The sequence below is a fragment of the Halorussus marinus genome (genome assembly GCF_004765795.1).
GTDB classification, from domain to species: domain Archaea; phylum Halobacteriota; class Halobacteria; order Halobacteriales; family Haladaptataceae; genus Halorussus; species Halorussus marinus.
The window spans coordinates 137,705-159,802 of record NZ_SBIV01000002.1 but is presented as its reverse complement, the minus strand read 5'-3'; the positions used below and the strand labels follow the sequence as shown (position 1 = coordinate 159,802).

The following is a 22,098-nucleotide window of genomic DNA, read 5'->3' as shown; positions in this document are numbered from 1 at the left end:
TTGGGTGTAAGAAAGAACCAGTGTTAAACATTCTGCTCGTACTCGCCGATACGGGGGCGAAAACATCCCTCCCGCGGCCGGTCGGCGACGATTCAGTCGTCGATTCGGATCTCGACTCCGTCGATCCGGACGCCCCACTCGTCGGCCGCCTCGCCGAGTTCGTCCGCGAGTCGGTCGGCGAGACGATCCCGTTCCGCGCGGAGTTGGTCGGGCGTCCTGTCGCCGACCGCCCGTTCGAAGCCCTCGCGCGCCGCGGCTTCGAGCGACGCTCTGTAATCGTCGGCCGCCAGAAACGCGGTCTCAGCGTCCTCGATCGTGAACGACACGGTCGCGGACGCCCCTTCGGTGGCGCTCGCGACGTCGAGGCTCTGGGCCCGCATGTCGAAGCTCCGGGTGCCGCTGACGAACGGCGGAACGAGGTGGACGCCGGGCTCTAAGAGTCCGCGGTACTCGCCGAGGACGGTCAGCGCCCGCGTCTCGTAGCCGTCGACGAATTCGAGCGACTGGACGACGGTCACGAGCACGACCGCGGCCGCGAGAAGGCCGGCCGAGAGGGTGCCGTCCGCGAACGACTGCAACGGGGCAAGCGCCATCAGTCGGACGCTCGGACGGCGGCGTGGTAAACGTATCGCCGTCCGGCGACGCTCACGCTTCCTCGGACTCGGACTCTCGCTCGGTGCGCTCGCGTTCCATGCGGAGCTGTCGGTCGATCGGATCCTCGATGGCCTCGACGGGCTCGACCGTGACGACGTTGCCGCCGCCGGGATCGACGACCATCACCTCTGTCCCCTCTGGGATCTCGCCGTCCATGCTCCGGGCGGCGTAGAAGGGGTTGAAGCCGCCCTCGTGGAGCTTTATCTGGCCGTCCTGGGGCGTGACCGGCTCGGTCACCCGGCCGGTCTGGCCCTTCAGCGAGTCCGAGTCGCTGGTCCGGGCGACGCCCTTCCCCCCGTAGAGATCGAGTTCGCGGTAGGCGTAGAGCGCGAGCCCGCCGAACCCGAGCACGAGCGCCCCGAGCACGAGCGGCCCCGCCAGCGGCGGAACGAGCAGCCCGACCAGCCCCGCGAGGATCAGCGCCACGCCGAGGACGATGAAGTGCGCGCCGGGGATCAGCGCCTCGGCGATCGCCAGCGCGATGCCGGCGACGAAGAGCAACAGCGCAAGCGAGTCCAACAGCGGTGCCATGTGGGTGTGTTAGAATCCCGGCTGGTTAACGTTTTGCAGTCCGCGGGCGGCGTCGTCGGGCGACCAGACAGTCAGGCCTCGATGATCTCGTCGTCGCCGTCCGGCTCGGGCACCCGGAGCTCGCCGTCGAGCGCGGGCACCGCCCGGCCGCCGACCCGAACCGTCTCGCCGATTCGGACCCGGACGTACCCGGGCCGGTCGACGAAGTGGCCCTGCTCGAAGCGCATCTCGTCGGGAAACTCCCCGTCGAAGGCTCTGTACTCGCGCAGATACGCCCCGCACGCCCCGCTCGCGGTGCCGGTCACCGGGTCCTCGGGGACGCCCGCGGCGGGCGCGAACATCCGGCCGTGGAGCGTCGAGTCGGCTTCGAGCGCGTCGAAGGTGAACGCGTAGACGCCCGCGGCGTCGACGTCCTCGCTGATCGCCTCGATCTTCCGGTGGTCGGGATCCATCGCGCTGACGTGTTCGAGGAAGTTCACCGGCACCACGAGGAAGGCCAGACCCGTCGAGGCGACCGCGAGCGGGAAGTCGGCCCCGACGTCTTCGAGCGCGGCGTGGTCGATGCCGAGCGCGTCGGCGACCCGCTCGTAGCCGAGGTCGACCTCGCGGATCTCGGGGTCGTTCTGGGTCATCCACACCGTGCCGTCGGCCTCGACGTCGATGTCGAGGACGCCGACGTTGGTTTCGAGGGTGTGGGTGCCGGGGTCGATGACGCCGTCGTCGAGGAGGTGGGCGTGGGAGGCGATCGTGGCGTGCCCGCAGAGGTCGACCTCCGTGGTGGGGGTGAAATAGCGGACCCGCCGGTCGGCGGCGTCGGTCTCGGCGAAGAAGGCGGTCTCGCTCACCGCGAGTTCGTCGGCGATCGCCTGCATCTGGTCGTCGGCGAGGCCGTCGGCGTTCGGCACCACGCCGGCGGCGTTGCCGGCGAACGGCGCGTCGGTGAACGCGTCGACGAGGAGCGCGCGTCGGTGTTCCGGTTCCATGCACGGGCCCACGGACGCCGGCTTCATATCGTTTGGTCATCCGCGTTCGCTCGGTCCGCCGATCCCGCCGTATCGCCCGAGAACGCACCTGAAAACGGTTAAGTGTGCACGGATGCGAGTGGCGAGGTGGTATGAGCGACCTCCCCGACGAGTTCAAGTGCACGATCACGAACTGGGAGTACATCTACGGGCTGTGTCGCGACGTCAGCGATCAGGTCAAAGGCGACGCCTTCGAGCCCGACGTGGTGGTCGCGCTGGCCCGCGGCGGGTGGTTCGCGGGGCGGTGTATCTGCGATTTCCTCGGGCTCGATGACCTCACCAGCCTCAAGATGGAACACTACGTCGGGACCGCCGAGAAGACCGGCGATCCGGAGGTCCGGTATCCGATGCCCGAGGGGAGCGTCGAGGGCAAGGACGTGCTCATCATCGACGACATCGCCGACACCGGCGGGTCGATCGAGCGCGCCTACGAGTACGTCACCGATCGGGACGCCGGGGAGGTCAGGACCGCGACCCTCCAGCTCCTCCAGACGAGCGAGTTCGATCCCGATTACGTCGGCGAGCGCCTCGAAGAGTGGGCGTGGGTGGTCTACCCGTGGAACTTCATCGAGGACATGATCGACCTCACCGCGGGCGTGATGGAGAAAGCCGACGGCGAGACGTTCACGACCGCGGAGATCCGCCACCTCCTCGGCGAGTACCACGACGTAGAGCGCATCGAGATGGAGATCGCCCAGCCCGACCGGATGGACGAGGTCCTAGAGGAGATGGTCCGCCGGGACGTGATCGCGGACGCCGGCGAGGAGTGGCGGCTGGTCGAGAACGTCGGGGACGCGTGAACCCCCTCGGGGTCAAGCCCCGAGGCTTCCCGTAGACGGCCCGCGGCGCTCTCACTCCGGGCCCGCGACCAGCCGCTCGACCTCCGCGCCGCAGTCCGCACAGGAGAGGACGTAGGTCTCCCCGCCGTCGACGGCTTCGTACTCCCGGTCGGTCTCGGCCCCGCACTCGGGACACGGCTCTTCGATGATCGCGCCGTCGCTGGTCTTTGGCGCGCCGACCGCGATCACCCGCGCAGGACCGTCGCCCGTCGCGACCGCGCGCTGGGTCGCGTCCGGCGGGACGAACAACGCCTCGCCTGCCCCGACGCGGTGCTCGCCGTCGGAGGTCTCGACGCGGACCGTCCCCTCCAGTACGTACAGCAGTTCCTCGTGGTCGGGGTGGCGGTGTCGCGCCCACGGCAACTGCTCGCCCGGATCGGCGACGTAGACGTTGAACCCGAACTCGGTCGCGCCGACGGCCTCGTCGACTTCCTTCTTTCGTCGGGTTGGGTTCGGCGCGTCGGGCAGGTCGTCGACGACGACTTTGCGGAACTCGCGATCGGTCATGGCCGCGACTCGGGCGCCCGCGACCATAAGACTCGGGCTCGCCGCGACGCGTTCGACGGGCGGGCCGTCTCCGAGCGGACTCAAAGAACAGCCGTTTAGTAGCTACCCGCGCGAGTCACGCCCATGACGATCGGCTTCATCGGCGGAAGCGGCATCTACGACGCGCTGCCACTCGAAAACACCCGCGAAGAGGACGTGACCACGCCGTTCGGCGATCCGAGTGCGCCGGTCACGATCGGCGAACTCGCCGGCGAGGAGGTCGCGTTCCTCCCGCGCCACGGCCCCGACCACCAGCACACGCCGACGAACGCGCCGTACAAGGCCAACATCTACGCGCTAAAGCAGGTCGGCGTCGAGCGCGTGCTGTCGAGCAACGCGGTCGGGAGCCTCCGCGAGGACCTGCCCCCCCAGACGCTGGTGGTCCCCGACCAGACGTTCGACCGGACGAAACACCGCGATTCGACGTTCTTCGGCGACGGCATCGTGGTCCACATGCCGTTTGCCGAGCCGTACTGCCCGCACATGGTCGAGCACCTCGCTGACTCCTGTGCGAGCGCGACCGACGCGGACCACGAGAAAGGCGGCACCTACGTCTGCATCGAGGGCCCGCAGTACTCGACCCGCGCCGAGAGCGAGTTCTACCGCGAGCAGGGCTGGGACGTCATCGGCATGACGACGATCCCGGAGGCGAAACTGGCTCGCGAGGCCGAACTCTGCTACGCGACGGTCGCGGGGGTCACCGACTACGACGTCTGGAAGGAAGACAGCGAGGTCACCCTCGAGGAGGTGCTGGAAAACGCCGCCGAGAACGAGGACGCGATCAAGGAGGTCGTCGAGCACGCTATCCGGAACATGCCCGACGAGCGCGACTGCGACTGCGGGTCGGCACTGCAGGGCACTATCAACACGCCGACCGAGGCCATCCCCGAGGAGACGCGCGACCGGGTCGACGCGTTCGTCGGCGAGTACCTCGACTAACGTCCCCGGACGTACTCGAGCGCCGCCGCGACTTCCGAGGGATCGACCCGACCGTCGGTCTCTTCGAGCCGCTCGCGGAACCGTTCGGGCGTCATATGTTACCACACGTCTCGGGGAGTGATAAGTGTATTGCCAACGTGTTCCAAAGTCCGGTGGCGAGCGGACCGCGGCTCAGTCCGCGATCGCCTCGGGTTCGGTCTCGGGGTCGTCTGAGTCGGCGTCGGCGACCGCCTCGGGGTTCCGGACCCAGAGGTCGCCGAACAGATCGTCCTGTTCGAGCACGACCGCCTCGCGGTGAGAGAGAAAGAGGAGGGCGAGGAACGTCTGGATCTCCGACCCGCCGGCGGTGTCGATCTCGGCGTACAGCACCTCGTCGCGCCCCGCGTCGTAGCGGTCGGCGAGTTCGGCCCGGACGTCGTCGATGACCGCCTCGATGTCCTCGGCGTGGGCGGTGCCGGTCACGTCGTCGGCCGACGGCTCCTCGTCGACCCGCATCGCGTCGTCGGCGCGATAGTCGAGCGTCTGGGTGCCGCGCTCGAACCCCTGCGGGGAGTCGGAGGTGTCGTAGCTGCGGGACTCTTTCCACCACGATCCCCGCTCGCGCTCGCGGAGCTCCCGGACGAGTTCGTCGAGGGTCTCGGGTGTTCCCCGGGCGGTCTTCCGGTCGAGCCGGCGCTCCATCTCGTCTTCGAGCTGGTCGATCGGGTCGTGGGCCGGGAACTCCCCGTCGCCGGCCGTCGGGGCGTCCCACTCGTCCCACCCCGGCTCCTCGGGCTCGTCCTCGTCGTCGTCGGCGAGCATCGCGTCGCTTTTCATCCGGAGCAGGACGCTCGCGTAGAACAGCGCCCGGCCGGAGGTCCGGAGGTCGGCCTCGTCGAGCCGGTCGAGGAACTTGTCGGTGACGGTGACGATGTCGATGTCCCACGGCTCGATCTCGCCCTCCTCGGCCAACTGGACGAGGAGCTCGACCGGCTCGGCCTCCTCGTCGCCGGACTCGGGCGCGTCGGGCGCGACCTCGTCGAGGATGGTCGACTCGCCGTCGACGCCTTCGCCCTCGCGCTCGCCGGCCTCCTCGTCGTGGTTCGCGATGTTGAGCGGGACGCCCCCGTCAGACCGAAGCTCTGGGGTGGCTCCCCGCTCGCCGTTCGGATTCTCCTCGGGAGTCGCGGTGCTCGCGGGTCGCTGTGCTCCCCGCTCGCTTTTCCGATTCTCCTCGGGAGAATCGCTAGTCATCGGCGGGCACCTCCTCTTCGCCGTCGCCGAGCTGAATCCCGGTGACGGTGCTGACGTTGTCGCCCTGCATCGTCACGCCGATGGCGCGCTCGGAGCGCTCCATCATCGCCGACCGGTGGCTCACCACGACGAACTGGGCCTCGCCCGCGAGTTCGTCCACCATCTCGCCGACGCGCTCGGCGTTGGCGGCGTCGAGGAACGCGTCGACCTCGTCGAGGGCGTAGAACGGCGCGGGGTTGTACCGCTGGATCGCGAAGATGAACGCGAGGGCGGTGAGGCTCTTCTCGCCGCCCGACATCGCGTCGAGGCGCTGGATGGGCTTGTCGCCCGGCTGGGCCTTCATCGTGAGCCCGCCGTCGAAGGGGTCGGCCTCGTCTTCGAGGTGGAGGTCGCCGGTCCCGTTCGAGAGCCGCTCGAAGATGTCCTGAAACTGGTCGTCGATCGCCTCGAAGGCCTCCATGAAGGTGGCTCTCTTCTGGGACTCGTAGGAGTCGATGCGCTCGCGGATGCCGTCGCGCTCCTCGACCAGCACCGCCTTGCGCTCTTCGAGGTCGTCGAGGTCGGCCTTCACGTCGTCGTACTCCTCGATCGCGAGCATGTTGACCGGCTCCAGAGCCTCCATCTGGCGTTCGAGCCGCGAGATGTTCTCCTCGACCTCGTCGAGGTCGGGAATCTCGTCGGCGTCGTAGTCCCCGACCTGTTCGCGGAGCTCGGCGATCTCGTCTTCGAGCCGGTCGGCCGCCCGCCGGAGGCTTTCGAGGCGGTTCTCGACCGACTCGACCGCCGACTGCTTCTCGTCGCGGACTCGCTGGGCCTCCCGAAGCTCGTCTTTGAGTTCGGTCCGCTCGTCTTTGAGTTCGGCGAGTTCGGCTTCGAGCTCCTCGACGGCCTCGCGCTTCTGTTCGAGCAGGGCCCGTTGGTCTTCGATCTTCGCTTCGAGCTCCGCGGTCCGCTCTTCTTGCTCGGCCTTGCGGTTCTGGGCGGCCTCGATGTCGTCGTGGAGGTCCTCGATCGCGTCCTCGGCGTACTCTTTCTCCAGTTGGAGCTCGTTGAGCTCGCCGTCGAGATCGTCGATTCGGTCTTCGAGTTCGTCGATGTCGGTCTCGATCTCCTCGGCCTCCGCGGTGAGCTCCGGAATCCGCGAGTCGGCCAGTTCGGATTCGAGCGTCGCGATCTCGTCTTCGAGGTCGGCGATGGCCGCCTCGCGGTCGTCGATGTCGTCTTCGAGCTCCTGCATCTGCTCGTTGACGGCCTCGCGCTCGGCCTCCATCGCGACGAGCTCGTCTTCGAGGTCGTCGATGCGCTCGCGGGCCGCCTCGACTTCGCCCTCGGTGCGTTCGATGTCGGACTCGATCGAGCGCACCTGATCGGTGGCGTCGCTCTTGCGGTCGCGAGCGTCGTCGAGTCGCTCCTCGACGTCCCGGACGTCCTCCCGGATGGACCGGCGTTCGTCTTCGAGCTCGTTGATCCGGCGGGCGACCCGTTCGAGCTGGCCCTTCCCGGACGTCGAGAACGAGTACCGGGACCCCGACTTCGAGCCGCCGGTCATCGCGCCGCTCTTCTCGACTAGTTCGCCCGAGAGGGTCACCAGCCGGTAGTCGCCCATGAAGTCCCGGGCGGTCTCCATGTTCTCGACGACGAGCGTGTCCCCGAGCACGTACGAGAAGATCCCCGAGTACTCCGCGTCGAAGTCGAGGAGGTTGTACGCGAAGTCGACCACGCCGGGCGCCGACGGCGCCGACGGGAGGGTCCGGTCGTGCATCTCGGTCATCGGCAGGAACGTCGCCCGGCCGGCGTTCCGGGACTTCAGGTACTCGATGCACTCTTGGCCGACGCCGTCGTCGTCGACGACCACCTGCGCCATCCGGCCGCCGGCGGCCGTCTCGGCCGCGGTGGCGTACTGCTCGGCGACGCTCCCGAGCTGGGCGACCGTGCCGTGGACGCCGGGTTTGTCCGCGTTCAGGATCGTCGAGACCGCCCGGCCGTACGAGGAGTCGCCGCTCTCGTCGGCTTTCGCCTCGAGCTGGGCGTACTCGCTTTGTTCGGCCTGGAGCCGGTCTTCGACCTCGTCGAGGTCGTCCTGAAGCTCGCGTTTCTCCTGTTTGAGGTCCGCGACCACGTCGTCGATCTGGGCGCGGTTGCGCTCGGCCTTCGCGAGCTCGTCTTCGAGGTCGTCGAGCTTCGATTCGAGCGCCGGGATCCGCTCGCGGGCCTCGTCGAGCTCGGCCTCCTTCTCGCTCTCGGCGTTCGAGCGCCGCCGGGCCTCGTCGAGCAGGCGGTCTTTCTCGCGCTGGAGGTCGTTTTTCTCGCTTTTCTCGGCCTCCAGCCGGTCTTTCTTCTCGGCGAGCTCGGCTTTGACCTCGTCGTACTCGGTGTCGACGGCGTCGATCTCGGCCTCGATCTCCGCGAGCTCGGCCTCCTTCTGCTGGACGTCGGCTTTCACCGAGGACTTCTCGATCTTGATGTCCCGGATGTCGGCTTTGAGGTCGTCGACGGTCTCCTGCTTGCGGTCGATCTCCACGAACGCCTGCCGGCGGGTGTCCTCCGCGTCGGCGATCTTCTCTTCGGCGGTCTCGATCGCGTCTTCGAGCCGCGAGATCTCGCCTTTGACCTCCTCGATCTCGCTTTTGATCTCGAGCTGTTCGTCCTCGCCCTTCCGCTCGATCTCGGCGTTGAGCTCCTCCAGCTCGTCTTCGAGCCGGATGACCGTCCCCTGCTTTTCGTCGAGCTCGGCCTGGCGTTCGGCGAGCTCGGCCTCCCGTTGCTCGATGTCCTCGCGGGTGTGGGCGAGGTCCTCGCGCTTCTCTTCGAGTTCCGCCGCCCGGACGAACCCCTCGTACTCCTCTTTCTCGTCGCGGAGCCCCTGGTATTCGAGGGCGGTCTCGCGCTCGTCTTCGAGCTGTTCGAGCCGGTCGCGTTTCTCCTCGATTCGGAGTTCGGCCTCGTCGATGCGCTCTTTGACGACCTCCAGCTCGTCGAGGGCGTCTTCTTTCTTGGCGTCGAACTCCGCGACCCCCGCGATCTCGTCGATGATCTCGCGGCGCTCGTACGGGGTCATGTTGATGATTTCGGTCACGTCGCCCTGCATGACGACGTTGTACCCCTCGGGCGTGACGCCGGCTTGGGCCAGCAGGTCTTGGATGTCCGAGAGGTTGACCGACCGGCCGTTGAGGTAGTAGTACGAGTAGTAGTTGTCGTCGGTCTCTTTGACCCGGCGCTTGATGGTGATCTCGTCGACGTCGCCGACGCTCTCGGTTCCGGCGGCGTTCACGACCTGCGCCCGGTCGAGCGTCCCGTCCGCGTTGTCGAGCACGACCTCGACGCTGGCCTCGCGGGCGCCCTCGCGTTCGGCGGCCCCATCGGCGTGGCCGGGGTTGTAGATGAGGTCGGTGAGCTTCTCCGCTCGGATGCCCCGCGTTCGAGCGAGTCCGAGCGCGAACAGGATGCTGTCGATGATGTTGCTCTTCCCGGAGCCGTTCGGACCGCTAACTGTCGTGAAATCCTCGTAAAACGGGATCTCGGTCTTCCGCCCGAAGCTCTTGAAGTTGTCCAAGACGAGCGCTTTGATGTGCATGGGTTGCTCGTGGGAGGGACCGCGTTACGCGACGATGATGTCGTCGCCCAACCCGGAGTCGTCCTCCGTCTCGTCTTCAGTCTGGGACTCGTCGCCTTTAGCGTCGTCGCTTTCGGGCGTTTCGTCGGGCTCGGCCCGCGTCGCGTCCGACTCGCCGCCGGCTCGGGCCGGCGGCTGACTCGTCGACTCGGCGTCCTCTTCGAGGGTTTCGAGCCGCTGGTTTACTTCCACGAGCTCCTCGGTCAGCCCCTGGATCGTGGCTTCGAGGCGTTCGACCTTCGATTCGAGTTCTTCGACTCGCTGTTCGGCGTCGCTCATTATGTCCCAACCCCCACGGTAGGACCATAAAACGCACGTCAGACACGTATCAGATAACTGTCTGCTTTGGGCGCGCAAACCTTCATCCGAGCCGGCCCCGTACGGTCGGGCATGGACGCCGCCGCGTTTCCCGAGGAGATCGAAGCCAGAACGGCGACCGAACTCGACCGGCTCGGCTCCCAGCAGGCGGTGGTGGCGCTCACCGACGCCGACCTCGACGCCGAGTCGGTCCTCCGGGCGGCCGCCCGGAGCGAGCGCACCGCCGCCGAGACGTTCGCCGCGTGGGCCGAGGCCGAGACCGACGAGGCCGCGAGCCGGACGTTCGCGGAGCTTGCCGACCGGGAGCGCGACCACTACGATCGGGTCGTCGCCGAACTCGAAGACGCCGAGCACGCCGACGGTCTCGACCCGATGCACGAGCGACTCCGGGACCTGGAGACCACCGCCGAGCGCGCCGCGGGGCTGGTGGGTCGGTCGCTCGTCGGCGACCGGACCCAACTGCAGGTCGTGAACTTCTTCGTCAACGAGGCCGACGAGCGCCGGGCCGACCTCTTCCGGGAACTGCGCGCCGACACGAAAGCCGGCGTCGAGACGGGCGCGGACCTCCTCGCGGCCCGGTGTGAGGAGGGCGACTGGGACCGGGCGCTGGCGGTCGCCGAGTCGGTCGTCGAGGTCGCGTACGACGACTACGCCGAGACGCTGACCGGGATGGGGCTGGACCCGAAGCCGCTCTGCTGACCGTCGCGGGTTTTCGAGAATCGCACCAGACTACCTTTCAGGGCGCGACGGCTACCCGGGAGTATGGACCGGCGAGAGTACCTCCGAACCGCGGCCGCCGTCGGCCTCGCGGGCGGGACGGCGGGGTGTGCGAGCGTCCTCGACTCGAACCCGAACGTCGCGCTCGGCGAACCCGACCGGGAGTTCGACAGCGAGGACGCGCCCTACCCGGCGTGGGGCCAACGGATACCGGACGTGGCGCTCCCCGCGCCGCTCGACGACCGCACGGTCGAACTCCGCGCGATCGACAGACCGAGCGTCCTGACTTTCTTCTACAGCCACTGCAACACGGTGTGTCCGGTGCTGTTGTCGACGATGCGCAACGTCCACACCCACACGCTGAACGAGGGCTACGCCGACGAGGTGGCGTTCTTCCCGACCACGTTCGACCCGGCCCGCGACGACGCCGACCGCCTCCGGACGTACGCCGACGAGATGAACGTCGCGACCGACGCCGACAACTGGGCGTTCCTCCGGCCGGCGTCCGAAGACCGAGCCACGCAGGTCGTCCAAGAGCAGTTCGGCGTGATGTTCGAGCGGACCGAGCCCGAGGACATGGACATGTACATGTTCACCCACACGGCCCTGACCCTGCTCGTGAACGCCGATGGGTACGTCGAACGGGCGTACCGGACCGACTCGCCCGACGCCGAGCGGATACTGTCGGACCTCGAAACCGTCCGGTCATGAACCGCCGACGCGTCCTGCTCGCGCTCGGGGGACTCGGCCTGACGGGCGCGAGCGCGTGGGCGGTTCGCAACGACGCCGCGTCAGGTTCGGGACTCCCGATCGAAGTGACGACGATGGACGCCCCCGGGTCGGAGGCGGGCGAACGCCGCGTCCCCGCCGCGGACGCCGTGACGGTCGTCGACCTCTTCGCGACGTGGTGTAGTCCCTGCAAAGAGCAGATGGATGCCCTCGCGACCGTCCGGGAGTCGTACGGCGAGGAGGTGGCGATGATCTCGGTCACCAACGAGCGACTCGGCGGGTCGCTCTCGCGCGAGGACCTGCGCGAGTGGTGGCGCGAGAACGACGGCGCGTGGGCGCTCGGCCTCGACCCGGACAGCGAACTCATGTCCGCGCTCGGCGCGAGCGGCCTCCCGTACGTCGCGGTGTTCGACGCCGAGGGCGCGGTCCGGTGGTCCGACTCCGGCCTCACGGACGCGACCGACCTTCGCGGGGCGGTCGACGACGCGCTCGCGACGCCATGACCTCGGGGTTCGTCGGCGCACTCGCGTTCGCCGCCGGCACGGGCGTGACGACGTTCTTCGCGCCGTGCGCGTTCCCGCTCCTTCCGGGGTACGTCGGCTACTACGTCAACGAGAGCGGCGACGAGTCGGCGGTCGCCGCGGCGGCCGCCGCCGCGTCCGGCGCGCTGGTCTCGCTCGCGGCGGTCGCGGCGCTCGCGTTCGCGCTCGGTCGGACCGTCACGACGCTCCTGCCGCTGTTCGAACCCGTCGTCGGCGTCGGCCTCGTCGCGTTCGGCGCCCTGACGCTGACCGGCCGCGCGCCCGACCTCCGGGTCGCGCTCCCGGCGCGCCCCGAGTCGGTCGCGGGCTTTGGAGCCTTCGGCGCGGCGTACGCCGTCGCGGCCGCCGGCTGTGTCGCGCCGCTTTTCCTCGGGGTGGTCACGCAGGCGCTCGCGTTCCCGCCGGTCCGGGGCGTCGCGGTCCTCGGCGCCTACGCCGGCGCGGTCGCCGCGCCGCTGGTCGGGGTCACTCTCCTCGCGAGCGCGGGCGTCGAGGCGTGGCGAGACCTCGGCCGGTACGCCGGGACGCTCGAACGGGCGGCCGCGGTGGTGATGATCCTCGCGGGGCTCGGCCAGCTCTACCTCTCGGTCGTGGTCCTCGACGTGTTGTAGCGGTCGGGCGGCCGCGGCCTCGGTCCGCCGACGACCCGGGCCGAGTCGTCGCCTTCCGTTTCCCGCAGACCTAACCGTTCGGGGCCCCTACGATCGCCCATGAGTCGAACCGAACGAGCCACGCTCGCGGGCGGGTGCTTCTGGTGTACCGAGGCGGCGTTCAAGGAACTCGACGGCGTCGAGTCGGTCACGTCCGGCTACGCGGGCGGCCACGTCGAGGACCCCTCCTACGAGGCGGTCTGCTCGGGCGACACCGGCCACGCCGAGGTCGTGCTTGTCGAGTACGACCCCGAGGCGCTCACCTACGAGGACGTCCTGCAGGTGTTTTTCACGGTCCACGATCCGACCCAGCTCAACCGACAGGGTCCCGACGTGGGCACCCAGTACCGATCGGCGATCTTCACCCACGACGACGACCAGCAGGCGACCGCCGAGTCGTTCATCGAGCGCCTCGAAGCCGAGGGCGCCTACGACGACGACGAGATCGTGACCGAGGTCGAACCCCTCGAGGAGTTCTACGAGGCCGAGGAGTACCACCAGGACTACTACGAGAAGAATCCGAACGACCAGTACTGCTCGATTCAGGCCGAACCCAAAGTGAAGAAGGTCCGCGAGCAGTTCGGCGAGGCGGCGACCCAGTAGGGGCCCGGCGGCGCTCGCGGCGCGCCCGGACTCGCTCCCGCCGCCCCTACGGCTCCAGTATCACCTTGATGCAGTCGTCGTCCTTGTCGTTGAACGTCTCGTAGAGCTCCGGCCCGTCCGCCAGATCCGCCCGGTGGGTGACGACGAACGAGGGGTCGATCTCGCCCGACTCGATCGTCTCCAACAGCGGGTCGAGGTAGCGCTGGACGTGCGTCTGGCCCGTGTTTATGGTCAGCGCCTTGTTCATCGCCGCCCCGAACGGGAGGTTGTCCACCCGCCCGACGTAGACGCCCGGGACTGAGAGGGTCCCGCCCTTCCGACAGCACCGGATCGCCTCCCGGAGCACGTACGGGCGGTCGTCCTCTAACTTCGCCTTCTGTTTCGCCCGGTCCGACGCCGCGGCGAGTCCCGTGCCGTGGGCGTCGGTCCCGACCGCGTCGATACACCGGTCGGGCCCGCGGTCGCCGGTCATCTCCATCAGCCGGTCGTAGACGTCCTCGTCCTCGTAGTGGATGGTCTCGGCGCCGCCGTACTCCCGGGCCATCTCCAGGCGTTCGGGGACCCGGTCGATCGCGATCACGCGGTCGGCGCCGAGCAGTTCGGCGCTCTGGATCGCGAACTGTCCGACCGGTCCACACCCCCAGACCGCGACCGTGTCCTCGTCCTCGATCTCGGCGTTCTCGGCGGCCATGTAGCCGGTCGGGAAGACGTCCGAGAGAAACAACACCTGCTCGTCGGGCAACTCGGAGTCGACTTTCACCGGCCCCACGTCGGCGTAGGGCACCCGCAGGTACTCCGCCTGCCCGCCGGCGTAGCCCCCGAGCAGGTGCGAGTAGCCAAACAGCCCCGCGGGCGACTGGCCCATCATCTCCCGGGCGAGCTCGGCGTTCGGGTTCGAGTTGTCACACAGCGAGTACATGTCGTTCTCGCAGAACCAACACGAGCCACAGCTGATCGTGAACGGGACCACGACCCGGTCGCCCTCCGCGAGGGTCTCGACGTCGGTCCCGACCTCGACCACCTCGCCCATCGGTTCGTGGCCGAGGACGTCGCCCTCGCGCATCGTCGGCATCCGGCCGTTGTAGAGGTGGAGGTCCGAGCCACAGATGGCGGTGGCCGTGACCTCGACGATCGCGTCGGTCGGATTCACGATCTCGGGTCTGGGGACTTCCTCGACCCGAACGTCCTGTTCGCCGTGCCAAGTGAGTGCTCTCATGTGCGATCACCTCTCATATCAGATCCCCGCTCCCGCGGGCCGACGGGTTCGCCTCCGTCGTCGGAATCTCGCCGCTCTCGACGAGGCTCTTGAACCGCCCCAGCGCCTCGCCCGCGAGGGTCTCGGGGACGACACCGAGCCGATCGAGCGCGGTCCCACCGACCGCGCCGCCCGGCGGGTCGAAGCTGAGCGACAGCGTCACGACCGTCCCCCGGTCGCCGGCCGCCGGCCGAAAGCGGACCTCGCCCTCGTTGGGGAGCGTCGCGTCCGGCGGCGTCTCCCAGCGGAGCACTTCGCCCGGTTCGGCCTCCGCGATCCGGGTCTCCCAGGAGACGTCTCGGCCGAGCGGGCCGTGGACGGTCCACCGAAAGCGATCGTCGCCCGACCGGGTCACGTCTGCGAACTCCGCCATGATCCGGGAGAGCTGATCGGGATCCCGCCAGGTCTCGTAGCACTCGTCGGCGGACGCGCCGACGGTCTTCGACCGGCTGAACGTCACCGGGCCGGTCGGTCGGGTGGGGACGTCTTGCCCGTCCGGGTCGGGTCGGGACCCGAGGGCTCGGGACATCAGCCAGCCGCCGACCAGCGCCGCCCCCGCTCCCGAGAGCGAGCGGCGCCGCAGACCGCCGACGACGAGCGCGCCGCCGACGGCGGCCGACGCGGCGCGCTTGGCCCGGTCGGCGATCGGGCGGTCGGATCTGTCGGAACTGGACGCTCGCCGAGTACGCTCCGTGTCTCGTGATGGTGTCGTCATCGAATGTGTGCCTCCGTAGGTTCTCGAACGCCCGCGACGGACTGCGAACGACCCGCAGGGTGTAATCGAGACTCTCCGGTTTGGCGTTTGTGGCTGTGGTCTCGGGGGCGCCGTGCCGGGATACCGGCGGGTGTGCGTCCCGACGCCACAGTCGTAGAAGCGTTAACTATACTCGGGGGCTACCGGCGGGCATGACTCCGACTTCACGGCGGCGGTTTCTCGGGGCGGTCGCGGCGGCGGTCTCGCTCGCGGGGTGTACCAGCGCCGGTCCGTCGGTCGACGACGCGGCCGAATCGACGACAGCGGGCACCGCGTCGCCGACCGCGAGCCGGGTCGAGGCCGGGATTCCGCTCGCCCGGTCGACGCTCCCGGTCGAGCACGAGTTCGACGCGCTCCGGAGCGAGATCCAGAACGGCGGCCCGCCGAAAGACGGCATCCCGTCGATCGACGAGCCGACGTTCCGGCCGGCCGAGGCGGCCGACGCGGACCTCGACGACAGGGCAGTTGTGTTCGGTGTCGTTCGAAACGGCGAGGCGAAGGCCTATCCCCGCCGAATTTTGGTCCACCACGAGGTCGCGAACGACGCGATCGGCGGCGAGCCGGTGGCGATAACCTACTGCCCGCTGACCGGCACCGCGATGGGGTTTCGCCGGGGCGAGACTGAGTTCGGCGTCTCGGGCGATCTGGTCAACAACAACCTGATCATGTACGACCGCGAGACCGACAGCCGGTGGCCCCAGATCCTCGGCACCGCTATCTCGGGCCCACTCGAGGGCGAATCCCTCCGGGAGTTCCGACTGGTCTGGACTCGGTGGGGCCGGTGGAAGGCGGCCGTCCCCGAGACGGCGGTCCTCACCGAGGAGACCGGTCACGTCCGGGACTACGGGACCGATCCGTACGGCACCTACGTCCCGAATCGGGGCGGCTACTACGACCGGGACTCGACGCTGTTCCCGGCGCTCGGCGACGACGACACGTTCCCGGCCAAGCGCGTCGTGATCGGCGCTCGGACCGACGAGGGGCGGATCGCGTTCGAGGCGGACGCGCTCCGCGAGGACCGCCTCCTGTCGGGGACGGCGGGCGACACTCCGCATCTGGCGGTCTACGACTCCGAACTCGAGACGGGCTACGTGTACCGGAACCCGGACGGCGCGTCGTTCGACTACGAGGACGGGCGGGCGATCGCCGGCGACGCCACCGCCCACGATCCGGCGGCGCTCCCGCTGGACCGAGCGTACGCGTTCGACGCCATGTGGTTCGCGTGGTCTGGGTTCTACCCGAGCACGGCGGTGGTGGGCTGATGGCGACCGACACCGGCGAGCGCGGGGCGATTCGTCGGACCGTCTCCCGGACTCGGTACGCGGTCGTCGCCGCCCTCGGCCGACGCGACGGATTCGCGGTGTTCGGCGGCGTCACGGCGCTCTATCTGGTGGCGTACCTCTGGCTCGGCGATCTCCTGACGTTCGGGCGCACCGACGTGGGAGTCCTCGTCGCCTCGGACCCGATGGGGAAGCTCTTCCGTCCGGCCAACGGCGCTCTCTCGTTCGAACCGGTCGCGCTCGTCGAGTTCGGGGTCGCCACCTATCTGTTCTCGCTGAACACCGTCGTCGGGCTCGGGGTCGCCGTGCTCGTCGGGCTCAATCTCGCCGTGACGTACCTCGCGTGGACCCAGCCGACCGCCTGTGGCATCGGCTCGTCGACCTCGGGACTGCTGGCCGGCGTTCCGGCGCTGGCGTCCGGGGCGGCCTGCTGTGGGCCGATCGTCCTCATCGTCTTCGGAATTCAGGCCTCCACTGCCGTCGTGACCGTCTTTCAGTGGCTCGTCCCCGCCGCGGTGGTGTTGCTGGTCGGGAGTCTCCTGTGGGTGGGTCGGCAGGTGAATCCCGCGTTGGTTCAGGTGCCGTCTGAGTAGCCCCGGTGGGCTCTCAGCGCGTTTTTGACCGGCCGTCTCGGGCGAACTTGTTTCGGGATCGAACGGTCCTGTAGAATCTACTGGCGGATGACAATAATCGCCCGGGATACGGCGGAAAGTCTCAGCACGGCGTGGGCCCGTTCGGATCAGGCCGTCGCGGCGTCTCACTACGCTCGCGTTTCTCGGGGCGTGCAATAGTTTTGAGGTGCTGGAAACCCAGTGGGTACTAAATGCGGAGCATCGTCGAAACTCTCGAACCGGACGTTCCCTACCTCGTGAGACAGCGACTCGGGCCCTCGCTCACCCGACTCGCGCGCACTTTCGGCCAGCCCGAGTACCGCCTTCTGGACACCGAATACGTCGGCACCATCGAGCAACCGCTGGACGAGTTCACGGAGACGCTCAGAGAACACGGGTTCGAGTGGGACCCGCTGGCGTGGTACCACCGGCCGCCGGTCGGAGCGGAGCCAAACGGTAGCTGGACGTATCGACAGTCACGGCTGGCCGACAGACAGCTCCACGTCATCCTCATCGCCCACTCGCCGGAGTATCTCGACGTGTTCGCCCACGAGGAGTACAACTGGCTGCGCCACCCGATCAAACACATCCGGCAGGTCGGCATCGACCGGGAAGCCGGTAGCAGTACGATGCGCCGTTGGATCGAGAGCCACGACACGACGGTCGATGCCAAATCCCGCCGTCGGCGACGGGTCACAAACGCGGCAAAAGACCTCCGCAAACGCCTCGAATCGCTCGTTCAGTAGCGCGCATCCGGTCTCCTCCGTCGAAGAATCTCGGGACCCACGTCCCACGCGGTGTTTTCAGACGGTCGAGACGGAGCCGTCGAACGGCTCCGATCGGAGATTTTCGAGCCCGACGAAGCTACGCTTCGTCGAACGAGTCGAATCGAAGATTCGCCGGTTTGACCCGGCTTAGGCCGGGTCGAACGCCGCGGAGCAAGCTCCGCGAGCCCGACGAAGCTACGCTTCGTCGAACAACGTCTCGCCGGCGACCATCTTCTCCTCGACGACGTCCATGTCGAGGGTCACGCCGAGCCCCGGCTCCTCGGGAATCTCGATGTAGCCGTCCTCGATGACGTCCTCCTCGACGAGGTCCTCCCACCAGCCGAGCTGGTAGCTGTGGTACTCGACCGCAAGCGAGTTCGGGATGGCGGTGCCGACGTGGGCGGAGGCCATCGTGGCGACCGGCGAGGAGACGTTGTGCATCGCGACCGGCGTGTAGTAGGTGTCGGCCACGTCGGCGATCTTGCGGGTCTCGCGCATCCCGCCGACCTTCGGCATGTCGGGCGCGACGATGTCGACCGCCTGCTCTTCGAGGAGGCGGCGCTGGCCGTGCTTGCGGTAGACGTTCTCGCCCGCCGCGATCGGCACGGTCGTCGAGTGGGTGACGTTCTTCTGGACGTCGTGGTTCTCCGGCGGAACGGGGTCTTCGAGCCACCAGACGTCGTAGGCCTCTAACGCGGTCGCGAGTCGCTTGGCGCTCCCGGCCGAGAACGTCCAGTGGCAGTCGAAGGCCACGTCCGCCCGGTCGCCCACGCGCTCGGTGACCGCCTCGACGATCTCGACCTTGTGGTCGATCTCGGGGTTCCGGAGGTGGCGGTTCGCCCGATCCTTCTCGTGGCCCGAGGGCACGTCGAGGTCGAACTTCAGCGCGTCGTAGCCCTGTTCCTCGACGACGCGTTCGGCCTCGTCGGCGCAGGCCTCGGGGTCGGCTTCGTCGGCGGTGTGACAGTCGCAGTACACCCGCACCTCGTCGCGATACTTCCCGCCGAGTAGCTGGTAGGCGGGCACGCCCAGCAGCTTTCCGGCGAGGTCGTGGAGCGCGACCTCGATCCCCGAGATCGCGGTGACGGTGACGCCCTCGATCGAGCCCTCGCCCGACATCTTCTGGACGAGGTGCTCGTACAGTCGGTCGATGTCGAGGGGGTTCTCGCCGACGAGGAACGGCCTCATCCGCTGGACGAGTTCGGGGACGCCCGCGCCCCAGTAGGCCTCGCCGGTCCCGACCACGCCCGCGTCGGTGTACACGCGCACGAGCGTCCACGGGAAGTTCCCGTCGATCATCGTGGTCTGGACGTCCGTGATCTCGACCTCGCGGTCGCCGCGCTCGCGGTCCAGCCCCATCGACGCCGACGAGAGGTCCCGCATCGTGTACTCGGCGTTCGGGTCGTGGAGCTCCGCGTAGTTGCGCACCATGAAGGGACTTACTTGGCACGGAGTAAAAATTTAGAGGGTACGGTCCAGGCGGGCTCTCGCCGCCGGCCGAAAAGCAGGTACGCGCCGGCGGCGACCAGCGGCGCCGCCAGCGCGGGTTCGCCCGGCGGGAGGGCGAGGGCGCCACCGACGATCAGGTACTGTCCCCCCAGGACGGTCCGTTTGTCGAGACGGGATGGGAGCGGTGTCATGATGTGTTGGATCGACTGGCGGAGCGGCGAGCTGTCGGGCGGTTCCGCGAGCGGGGTCGACGATCAGTCGTGATCTCCGACACCGTGCTAAATGTTAGCACTGAAAATGTTAAGCCTTGCGACCGTTTACGGTCGATAAAAACGGGACGGCGGCCCGAAACCGCTACAGAAGGTCGAGGTCGGCGAGATCGTCTCCCAGCGCGTCGCGATCGGCGTCGTCCATCTTCCGAAGCGGGCTCCGGAGCGGCCCCGGTTCGAAGTCGACCGCGCGCAGGTCGAGGGCGGTCTTGACCCCTGCCATGTACGGCCCGCGCTTCAGCGCCGACCGAACCTCGTACACCTCGCTCTGGAGGGTCCGGGCCCGCTCCTCGTCGCCGTCGTCGTAGGCCTCGTAGAGGTCGACGACGAGTTCGGGGAAGGCGTTGGCGACCGCGCTGACGACGCCGGCACAACCGACTTCGAGCCCCGGGAACAGAAGCGAGTCCGACCCCGCGAGAAACGTCAACTCGGGGTGGGCGTCGATCGCCTGTCCGAGCCACGGCACGTCCTTGCTCGAATCCTTGAGTCCGACGAGGTTGTCGACGTCGGCGAGCGCGTCGAGGGTCTCCAGCGACAGCGAGTTGCCGGTCTTGCTCGGGATGTGATAGACGTACACCGGAAGGTCGACCGACTCGGCCACCCGCCGGTAGTGCTCGACCGCGGCCTCTCGGTCGAGCGGGTAGTAGTACGGCGTGACCACGACCACGCCGTCGGCGCCGACCATCTCGGCGCGCTCGGCGTGAGCGACCGTCTGGCGGGTGCTCGGCGCGCCGACCCCCGCGATGACGGGGACGTCGCCGCCGACGGTCTCGACGACCGCCTCGACCACGTCGTCGCGCTCCTCGGGGGTCAGTAGCGGGAACTCGCCGTTGGTCCCCAGCGGGAAGACCCCGTGGGCGCCCCGGTCGACGACGAACCGCGCGTGGGCCGCGGTCGCCTCGTAATCGACCGATTCGTCCTCGTCGAATGCGGTGATCGTCGGCGGCACGACCCCGCGAACGTCGAGCGGGTCGTCCGAACCCGGTGGTGGTGCGTTGCCCATGTTCGTCGCGTCGGGAGCCGCGTCCTTAAGCCGTTCCGTGCGAGAGTACTTTTTCGAGAGTGAGTAAACTTTTAGTCGGTGGGATCCGGAGGGTGTGGTATGAACGTGACCGTCAAGCTCACGGGGACGCTGGTCGCCCGCACCGGGACCCGCGAGGCCCGCATCGCGGTGCCCGAGGACGCGACTCTCCGGGACGTAGTCGAGAAGCTCGCCGACTCCTACGGGCCGCAGGTCCGGGCGGGCGTCCTCGACGGCGAGCGCCTGCGCTCGGACACCGTGGTGGTCCGCGAATCCGTCGACGCCGGCGAGACGCTCTCGACCGCGAGCTCGCTCGAAAACGGCGATACGGTTCGGTTCGAACTCAACGTCTGAGCCGGTCGCTCGTCGCTACGCTCCCAGACTCGCCAGCCGGTTCAGCGCGTACACCGTCCGGAGCACGTCCCCGGCCTTCCCCCGGTCGAAGACGAGCTCGTCGGTCCTGATGACGTGGTCGAGCACGTCCCGGGAGGCGTGCTCGGGCGCGGCCGCCACCCCGCAGTCGTTCTCCGCGACCCACTCCATCACTCTGAGGTCGCTCTTGCTGTCGCCCATCACCGCGGTGAAGGGATCTTCGATGCCGAGCACGTCGAAGGCCGCCTGCACGCCCGCGACCTTGTTGAGTTCGAGACTCCCGATCTCGGCGGCGTCGGCCTCGTAGTACGCCACGTCGATGCGCTCGAACACCGACCGGACCGGCTCGGGCGCGTCGTCGGGCGCGCAGTCTGGCGTTCGGCCCTCGACTTCGAGGACCGCCCGGATCTCGGGGTCCTGATCGGCGTAGTAGGCGCGGGCCCACTCGCTGGCAGGGGCGTTCGCCTCCGGGTCGGCGGCGTCGGTGCCGACCCGCCGAACGACCGCCTCGCCCAGCAGGTCGAGTTCGTAGACGAGCGCTCGGTCGATGACCTCGGCGGCCTCCGGGCTCCCCGTCTCGAAGTTGGGTTTCAGCGTGACGTTGAACTCGTTGCCCTGGAGGTGACACCCCCGCCGGAGCGCCTCGGGGGCGTCCGAGAGGACGCGGGCGCGCACGTCGTCGAAGATCGACCGGATGTCCTCGTCGAGGTCCTCGTAGAGCAGGCGCTTGGTGTCCGCGCCGTGGCCGGGGGTGAACACCCCGGTCCCGGCCTCGTACACCACGCTCAGGTCCCCGGAGTGGACGAGTTCGTTGCCGAGCCCCTGGATCAAGAACCCCTTGACGTTCTCGAGGGTCTGGCCGGTACAGACCACGATCGGGACCCCGCCCTCGTGGAACTCCGTCAGGAGGTGGAGCGTCTCGCGGGGGATCTCGTTGTCGGTGCCGCCGGCCGACCGCAGGGTCTCGTCGACGTCGAGTACGAGGACGTTGATCCCCCGGTCGTACTTGGCGTGGAGGTCGAGGCCGGTGAACGCCTGATCGCGGGTGGCGTGGGCCGCCAGATCACAGAACGTCTCGCCGGCGTCCGGGAACGCCGACCGGACGGTCTCTTTGCGGTCGGCGAGGTCGTCGCTGGCCTCCTGCCAGTGTTCGAGGGCGACCCGCGAGTCGACCGGCGGAAAGAGGTCGACGAAGTCCTGTAGCGCGCGCAGGGTCGCCGCGTCGAACTCGTCGTAGAGCCGGTAGAGCTGGTCGTAGCGCTCCATGCCCGAACTGGGTCGCTGTCGGGCATAAAGCTCGTGGTGGGGGCGTCGGCGGGCGAATTCGGCGCGCGAGCCCGCCGGTCGGCCCCCGAGACCGCGACGACTCCGATCCGCCAAGGGT

The 22,098-nt window shown here is 68.6% G+C and carries 23 protein-coding genes; 11 read left to right on the top strand and 12 right to left on the bottom strand.

The features are described from left to right. Positions 1–92: 92 nt before the first annotated feature. The 3 genes from EPY72_RS04720 to EPY72_RS04710 form a co-directional block, all read right to left on the bottom strand. Positions 93–593: an SPFH domain-containing protein gene (locus EPY72_RS04720; RefSeq protein ID WP_135805725.1), complete on the bottom strand. Its 501-nt coding sequence runs from the start codon at positions 591–593 to the stop codon at positions 93–95. 52 nt (positions 594–645) lie between these two features. Further along, positions 646–1,185, bottom strand: a complete 540-nt coding sequence (locus EPY72_RS04715) for an NfeD family protein (protein WP_134669345.1) — start codon at positions 1,183–1,185, stop codon at positions 646–648. A 71-nt stretch (positions 1,186–1,256) separates the two neighbouring features. Next, positions 1,257–2,168, bottom strand: a complete 912-nt coding sequence (locus EPY72_RS04710) for a PhzF family phenazine biosynthesis protein (protein WP_135805724.1) — start codon at positions 2,166–2,168, stop codon at positions 1,257–1,259. A 131-nt stretch (positions 2,169–2,299) separates the two neighbouring features. Between EPY72_RS04710 and EPY72_RS04705 the strand changes: the two genes are divergently transcribed. Then, positions 2,300–3,007: a phosphoribosyltransferase gene (locus EPY72_RS04705; RefSeq protein WP_134669341.1), complete on the top strand. Its 708-nt coding sequence runs from the start codon at positions 2,300–2,302 to the stop codon at positions 3,005–3,007. A 51-nt stretch (positions 3,008–3,058) separates the two neighbouring features. Here EPY72_RS04705 and EPY72_RS04700 read toward each other — a convergent pair whose 3' ends face one another. Further along, positions 3,059–3,553 carry a cupin domain-containing protein gene (locus EPY72_RS04700; protein ID WP_135805723.1) on the bottom strand — a complete coding sequence of 165 codons (495 nt, stop codon included), beginning with the start codon at positions 3,551–3,553 and terminating at the stop codon, positions 3,059–3,061. Between the two features lie 123 nt (positions 3,554–3,676). Here EPY72_RS04700 and mtnP point away from each other — a divergent pair, with 123 nt between their 5' ends. After that, entirely contained in the window at positions 3,677–4,531 is an 855-nt protein-coding gene (gene mtnP, locus EPY72_RS04695) for an S-methyl-5'-thioadenosine phosphorylase (RefSeq protein WP_135805722.1), read from the top strand. 171 nt (positions 4,532–4,702) lie between these two features. Here the strand turns inward: mtnP and EPY72_RS04690 are convergent, their stop codons facing one another. Genes EPY72_RS04690 through EPY72_RS04680 form a run of 3 tightly spaced genes read right to left on the bottom strand, consistent with a single transcriptional unit; the run spans position 4,703 to position 9,656 of the window. Next, entirely contained in the window at positions 4,703–5,764 is a 1,062-nt protein-coding gene (locus tag EPY72_RS04690; RefSeq protein WP_135805721.1) for a segregation and condensation protein A, read from the bottom strand. Further along, entirely contained in the window at positions 5,757–9,338 is a 3,582-nt protein-coding gene (gene smc / locus EPY72_RS04685) for a chromosome segregation protein SMC (RefSeq protein ID WP_135805720.1), read from the bottom strand. Before smc ends, EPY72_RS04690 begins: the two co-directional genes overlap by 8 nt. Before the next feature lie 24 nt (positions 9,339–9,362). Further along, positions 9,363–9,656, bottom strand: a complete 294-nt coding sequence (locus EPY72_RS04680) for a DUF7518 family protein (RefSeq protein ID WP_134669331.1) — start codon at positions 9,654–9,656, stop codon at positions 9,363–9,365. 111 nt (positions 9,657–9,767) lie between these two features. On the opposite strand from EPY72_RS04680, the gene EPY72_RS04675 reads away from it, so the two are divergent. The 5 genes from EPY72_RS04675 to msrA all read left to right on the top strand — a co-directional run bounded on the left by EPY72_RS04675 (position 9,768) and on the right by msrA (position 12,936). Next, positions 9,768–10,394: a ferritin family protein gene (locus tag EPY72_RS04675; protein WP_135805719.1), complete on the top strand. Its 627-nt coding sequence runs from the start codon at positions 9,768–9,770 to the stop codon at positions 10,392–10,394. A gap of 63 nt (positions 10,395–10,457) precedes the next feature. Then, entirely contained in the window at positions 10,458–11,123 is a 666-nt protein-coding gene (locus tag EPY72_RS04670; protein ID WP_135805718.1) for an SCO family protein, read from the top strand. Continuing rightward, entirely contained in the window at positions 11,120–11,644 is a 525-nt protein-coding gene (locus EPY72_RS04665) for a TlpA family protein disulfide reductase (RefSeq protein ID WP_134669325.1), read from the top strand. Before EPY72_RS04670 ends, EPY72_RS04665 begins: the two co-directional genes overlap by 4 nt. After that, a complete protein-coding gene (locus tag EPY72_RS04660; protein ID WP_134669323.1) occupies positions 11,641–12,294 on the top strand; it encodes a cytochrome c biogenesis protein CcdA in 654 nt (217 codons plus the stop codon). Before EPY72_RS04665 ends, EPY72_RS04660 begins: the two co-directional genes overlap by 4 nt. A 99-nt stretch (positions 12,295–12,393) precedes the next feature. Continuing rightward, entirely contained in the window at positions 12,394–12,936 is a 543-nt protein-coding gene (gene msrA / locus EPY72_RS04655) for a peptide-methionine (S)-S-oxide reductase MsrA (RefSeq protein WP_135805717.1), read from the top strand. Positions 12,937–12,982: 46 nt separating this feature from the next. Here msrA and EPY72_RS04650 read toward each other — a convergent pair whose 3' ends face one another. Both EPY72_RS04650 and EPY72_RS04645 read right to left on the bottom strand, forming a co-directional pair. Then, complete coding sequence (locus EPY72_RS04650; RefSeq protein WP_135805716.1) at positions 12,983–14,152, bottom strand: zinc-dependent alcohol dehydrogenase; 1,170 nt, start codon at positions 14,150–14,152, stop codon at positions 12,983–12,985. 13 nt (positions 14,153–14,165) lie between these two features. Next, positions 14,166–14,906: an SRPBCC family protein gene (locus EPY72_RS04645; protein ID WP_135805715.1), complete on the bottom strand. Its 741-nt coding sequence runs from the start codon at positions 14,904–14,906 to the stop codon at positions 14,166–14,168. A 191-nt stretch (positions 14,907–15,097) separates the two neighbouring features. On the opposite strand from EPY72_RS04645, the gene EPY72_RS04640 reads away from it, so the two are divergent. The 3 genes from EPY72_RS04640 (at position 15,098) to EPY72_RS04630 (ending at position 17,582) form a co-directional block, all read left to right on the top strand. Further along, positions 15,098–16,207, top strand: a complete 1,110-nt coding sequence (locus tag EPY72_RS04640) for a DUF3179 domain-containing protein (protein ID WP_135805714.1) — start codon at positions 15,098–15,100, stop codon at positions 16,205–16,207. Next, positions 16,207–16,818 carry a hypothetical protein gene (locus EPY72_RS04635; protein WP_135805713.1) on the top strand — a complete coding sequence of 204 codons (612 nt, stop codon included), beginning with the start codon at positions 16,207–16,209 and terminating at the stop codon, positions 16,816–16,818. The genes EPY72_RS04640 and EPY72_RS04635 overlap by 1 nt, the downstream gene beginning before the upstream one ends. A gap of 230 nt (positions 16,819–17,048) precedes the next feature. Continuing rightward, positions 17,049–17,582 carry a hypothetical protein gene (locus tag EPY72_RS04630; protein WP_134669310.1) on the top strand — a complete coding sequence of 178 codons (534 nt, stop codon included), beginning with the start codon at positions 17,049–17,051 and terminating at the stop codon, positions 17,580–17,582. Positions 17,583–17,798: 216 nt separating this feature from the next. Here EPY72_RS04630 and EPY72_RS04625 read toward each other — a convergent pair whose 3' ends face one another. Both EPY72_RS04625 and EPY72_RS04620 read right to left on the bottom strand, forming a co-directional pair. Continuing rightward, complete coding sequence (locus EPY72_RS04625) at positions 17,799–19,034, bottom strand: mandelate racemase/muconate lactonizing enzyme family protein (RefSeq protein ID WP_135805712.1); 1,236 nt, start codon at positions 19,032–19,034, stop codon at positions 17,799–17,801. A gap of 372 nt (positions 19,035–19,406) precedes the next feature. Beyond that, on the bottom strand, positions 19,407–20,324 hold the full coding sequence (locus EPY72_RS04620) for a dihydrodipicolinate synthase family protein (protein WP_135805711.1): 918 nt from the start codon (positions 20,322–20,324) through the stop codon (positions 19,407–19,409). A 99-nt stretch (positions 20,325–20,423) separates the two neighbouring features. Here EPY72_RS04620 and EPY72_RS04615 point away from each other — a divergent pair, with 99 nt between their 5' ends. Continuing rightward, a complete protein-coding gene (locus EPY72_RS04615; RefSeq protein ID WP_135805710.1) occupies positions 20,424–20,696 on the top strand; it encodes a MoaD/ThiS family protein in 273 nt (90 codons plus the stop codon). A 15-nt stretch (positions 20,697–20,711) separates the two neighbouring features. Here the strand turns inward: EPY72_RS04615 and EPY72_RS04610 are convergent, their stop codons facing one another. Next, complete coding sequence (locus EPY72_RS04610; RefSeq protein ID WP_135805709.1) at positions 20,712–21,980, bottom strand: HAD family hydrolase; 1,269 nt, start codon at positions 21,978–21,980, stop codon at positions 20,712–20,714. Positions 21,981–22,098: the final 118 nt, after the last annotated feature.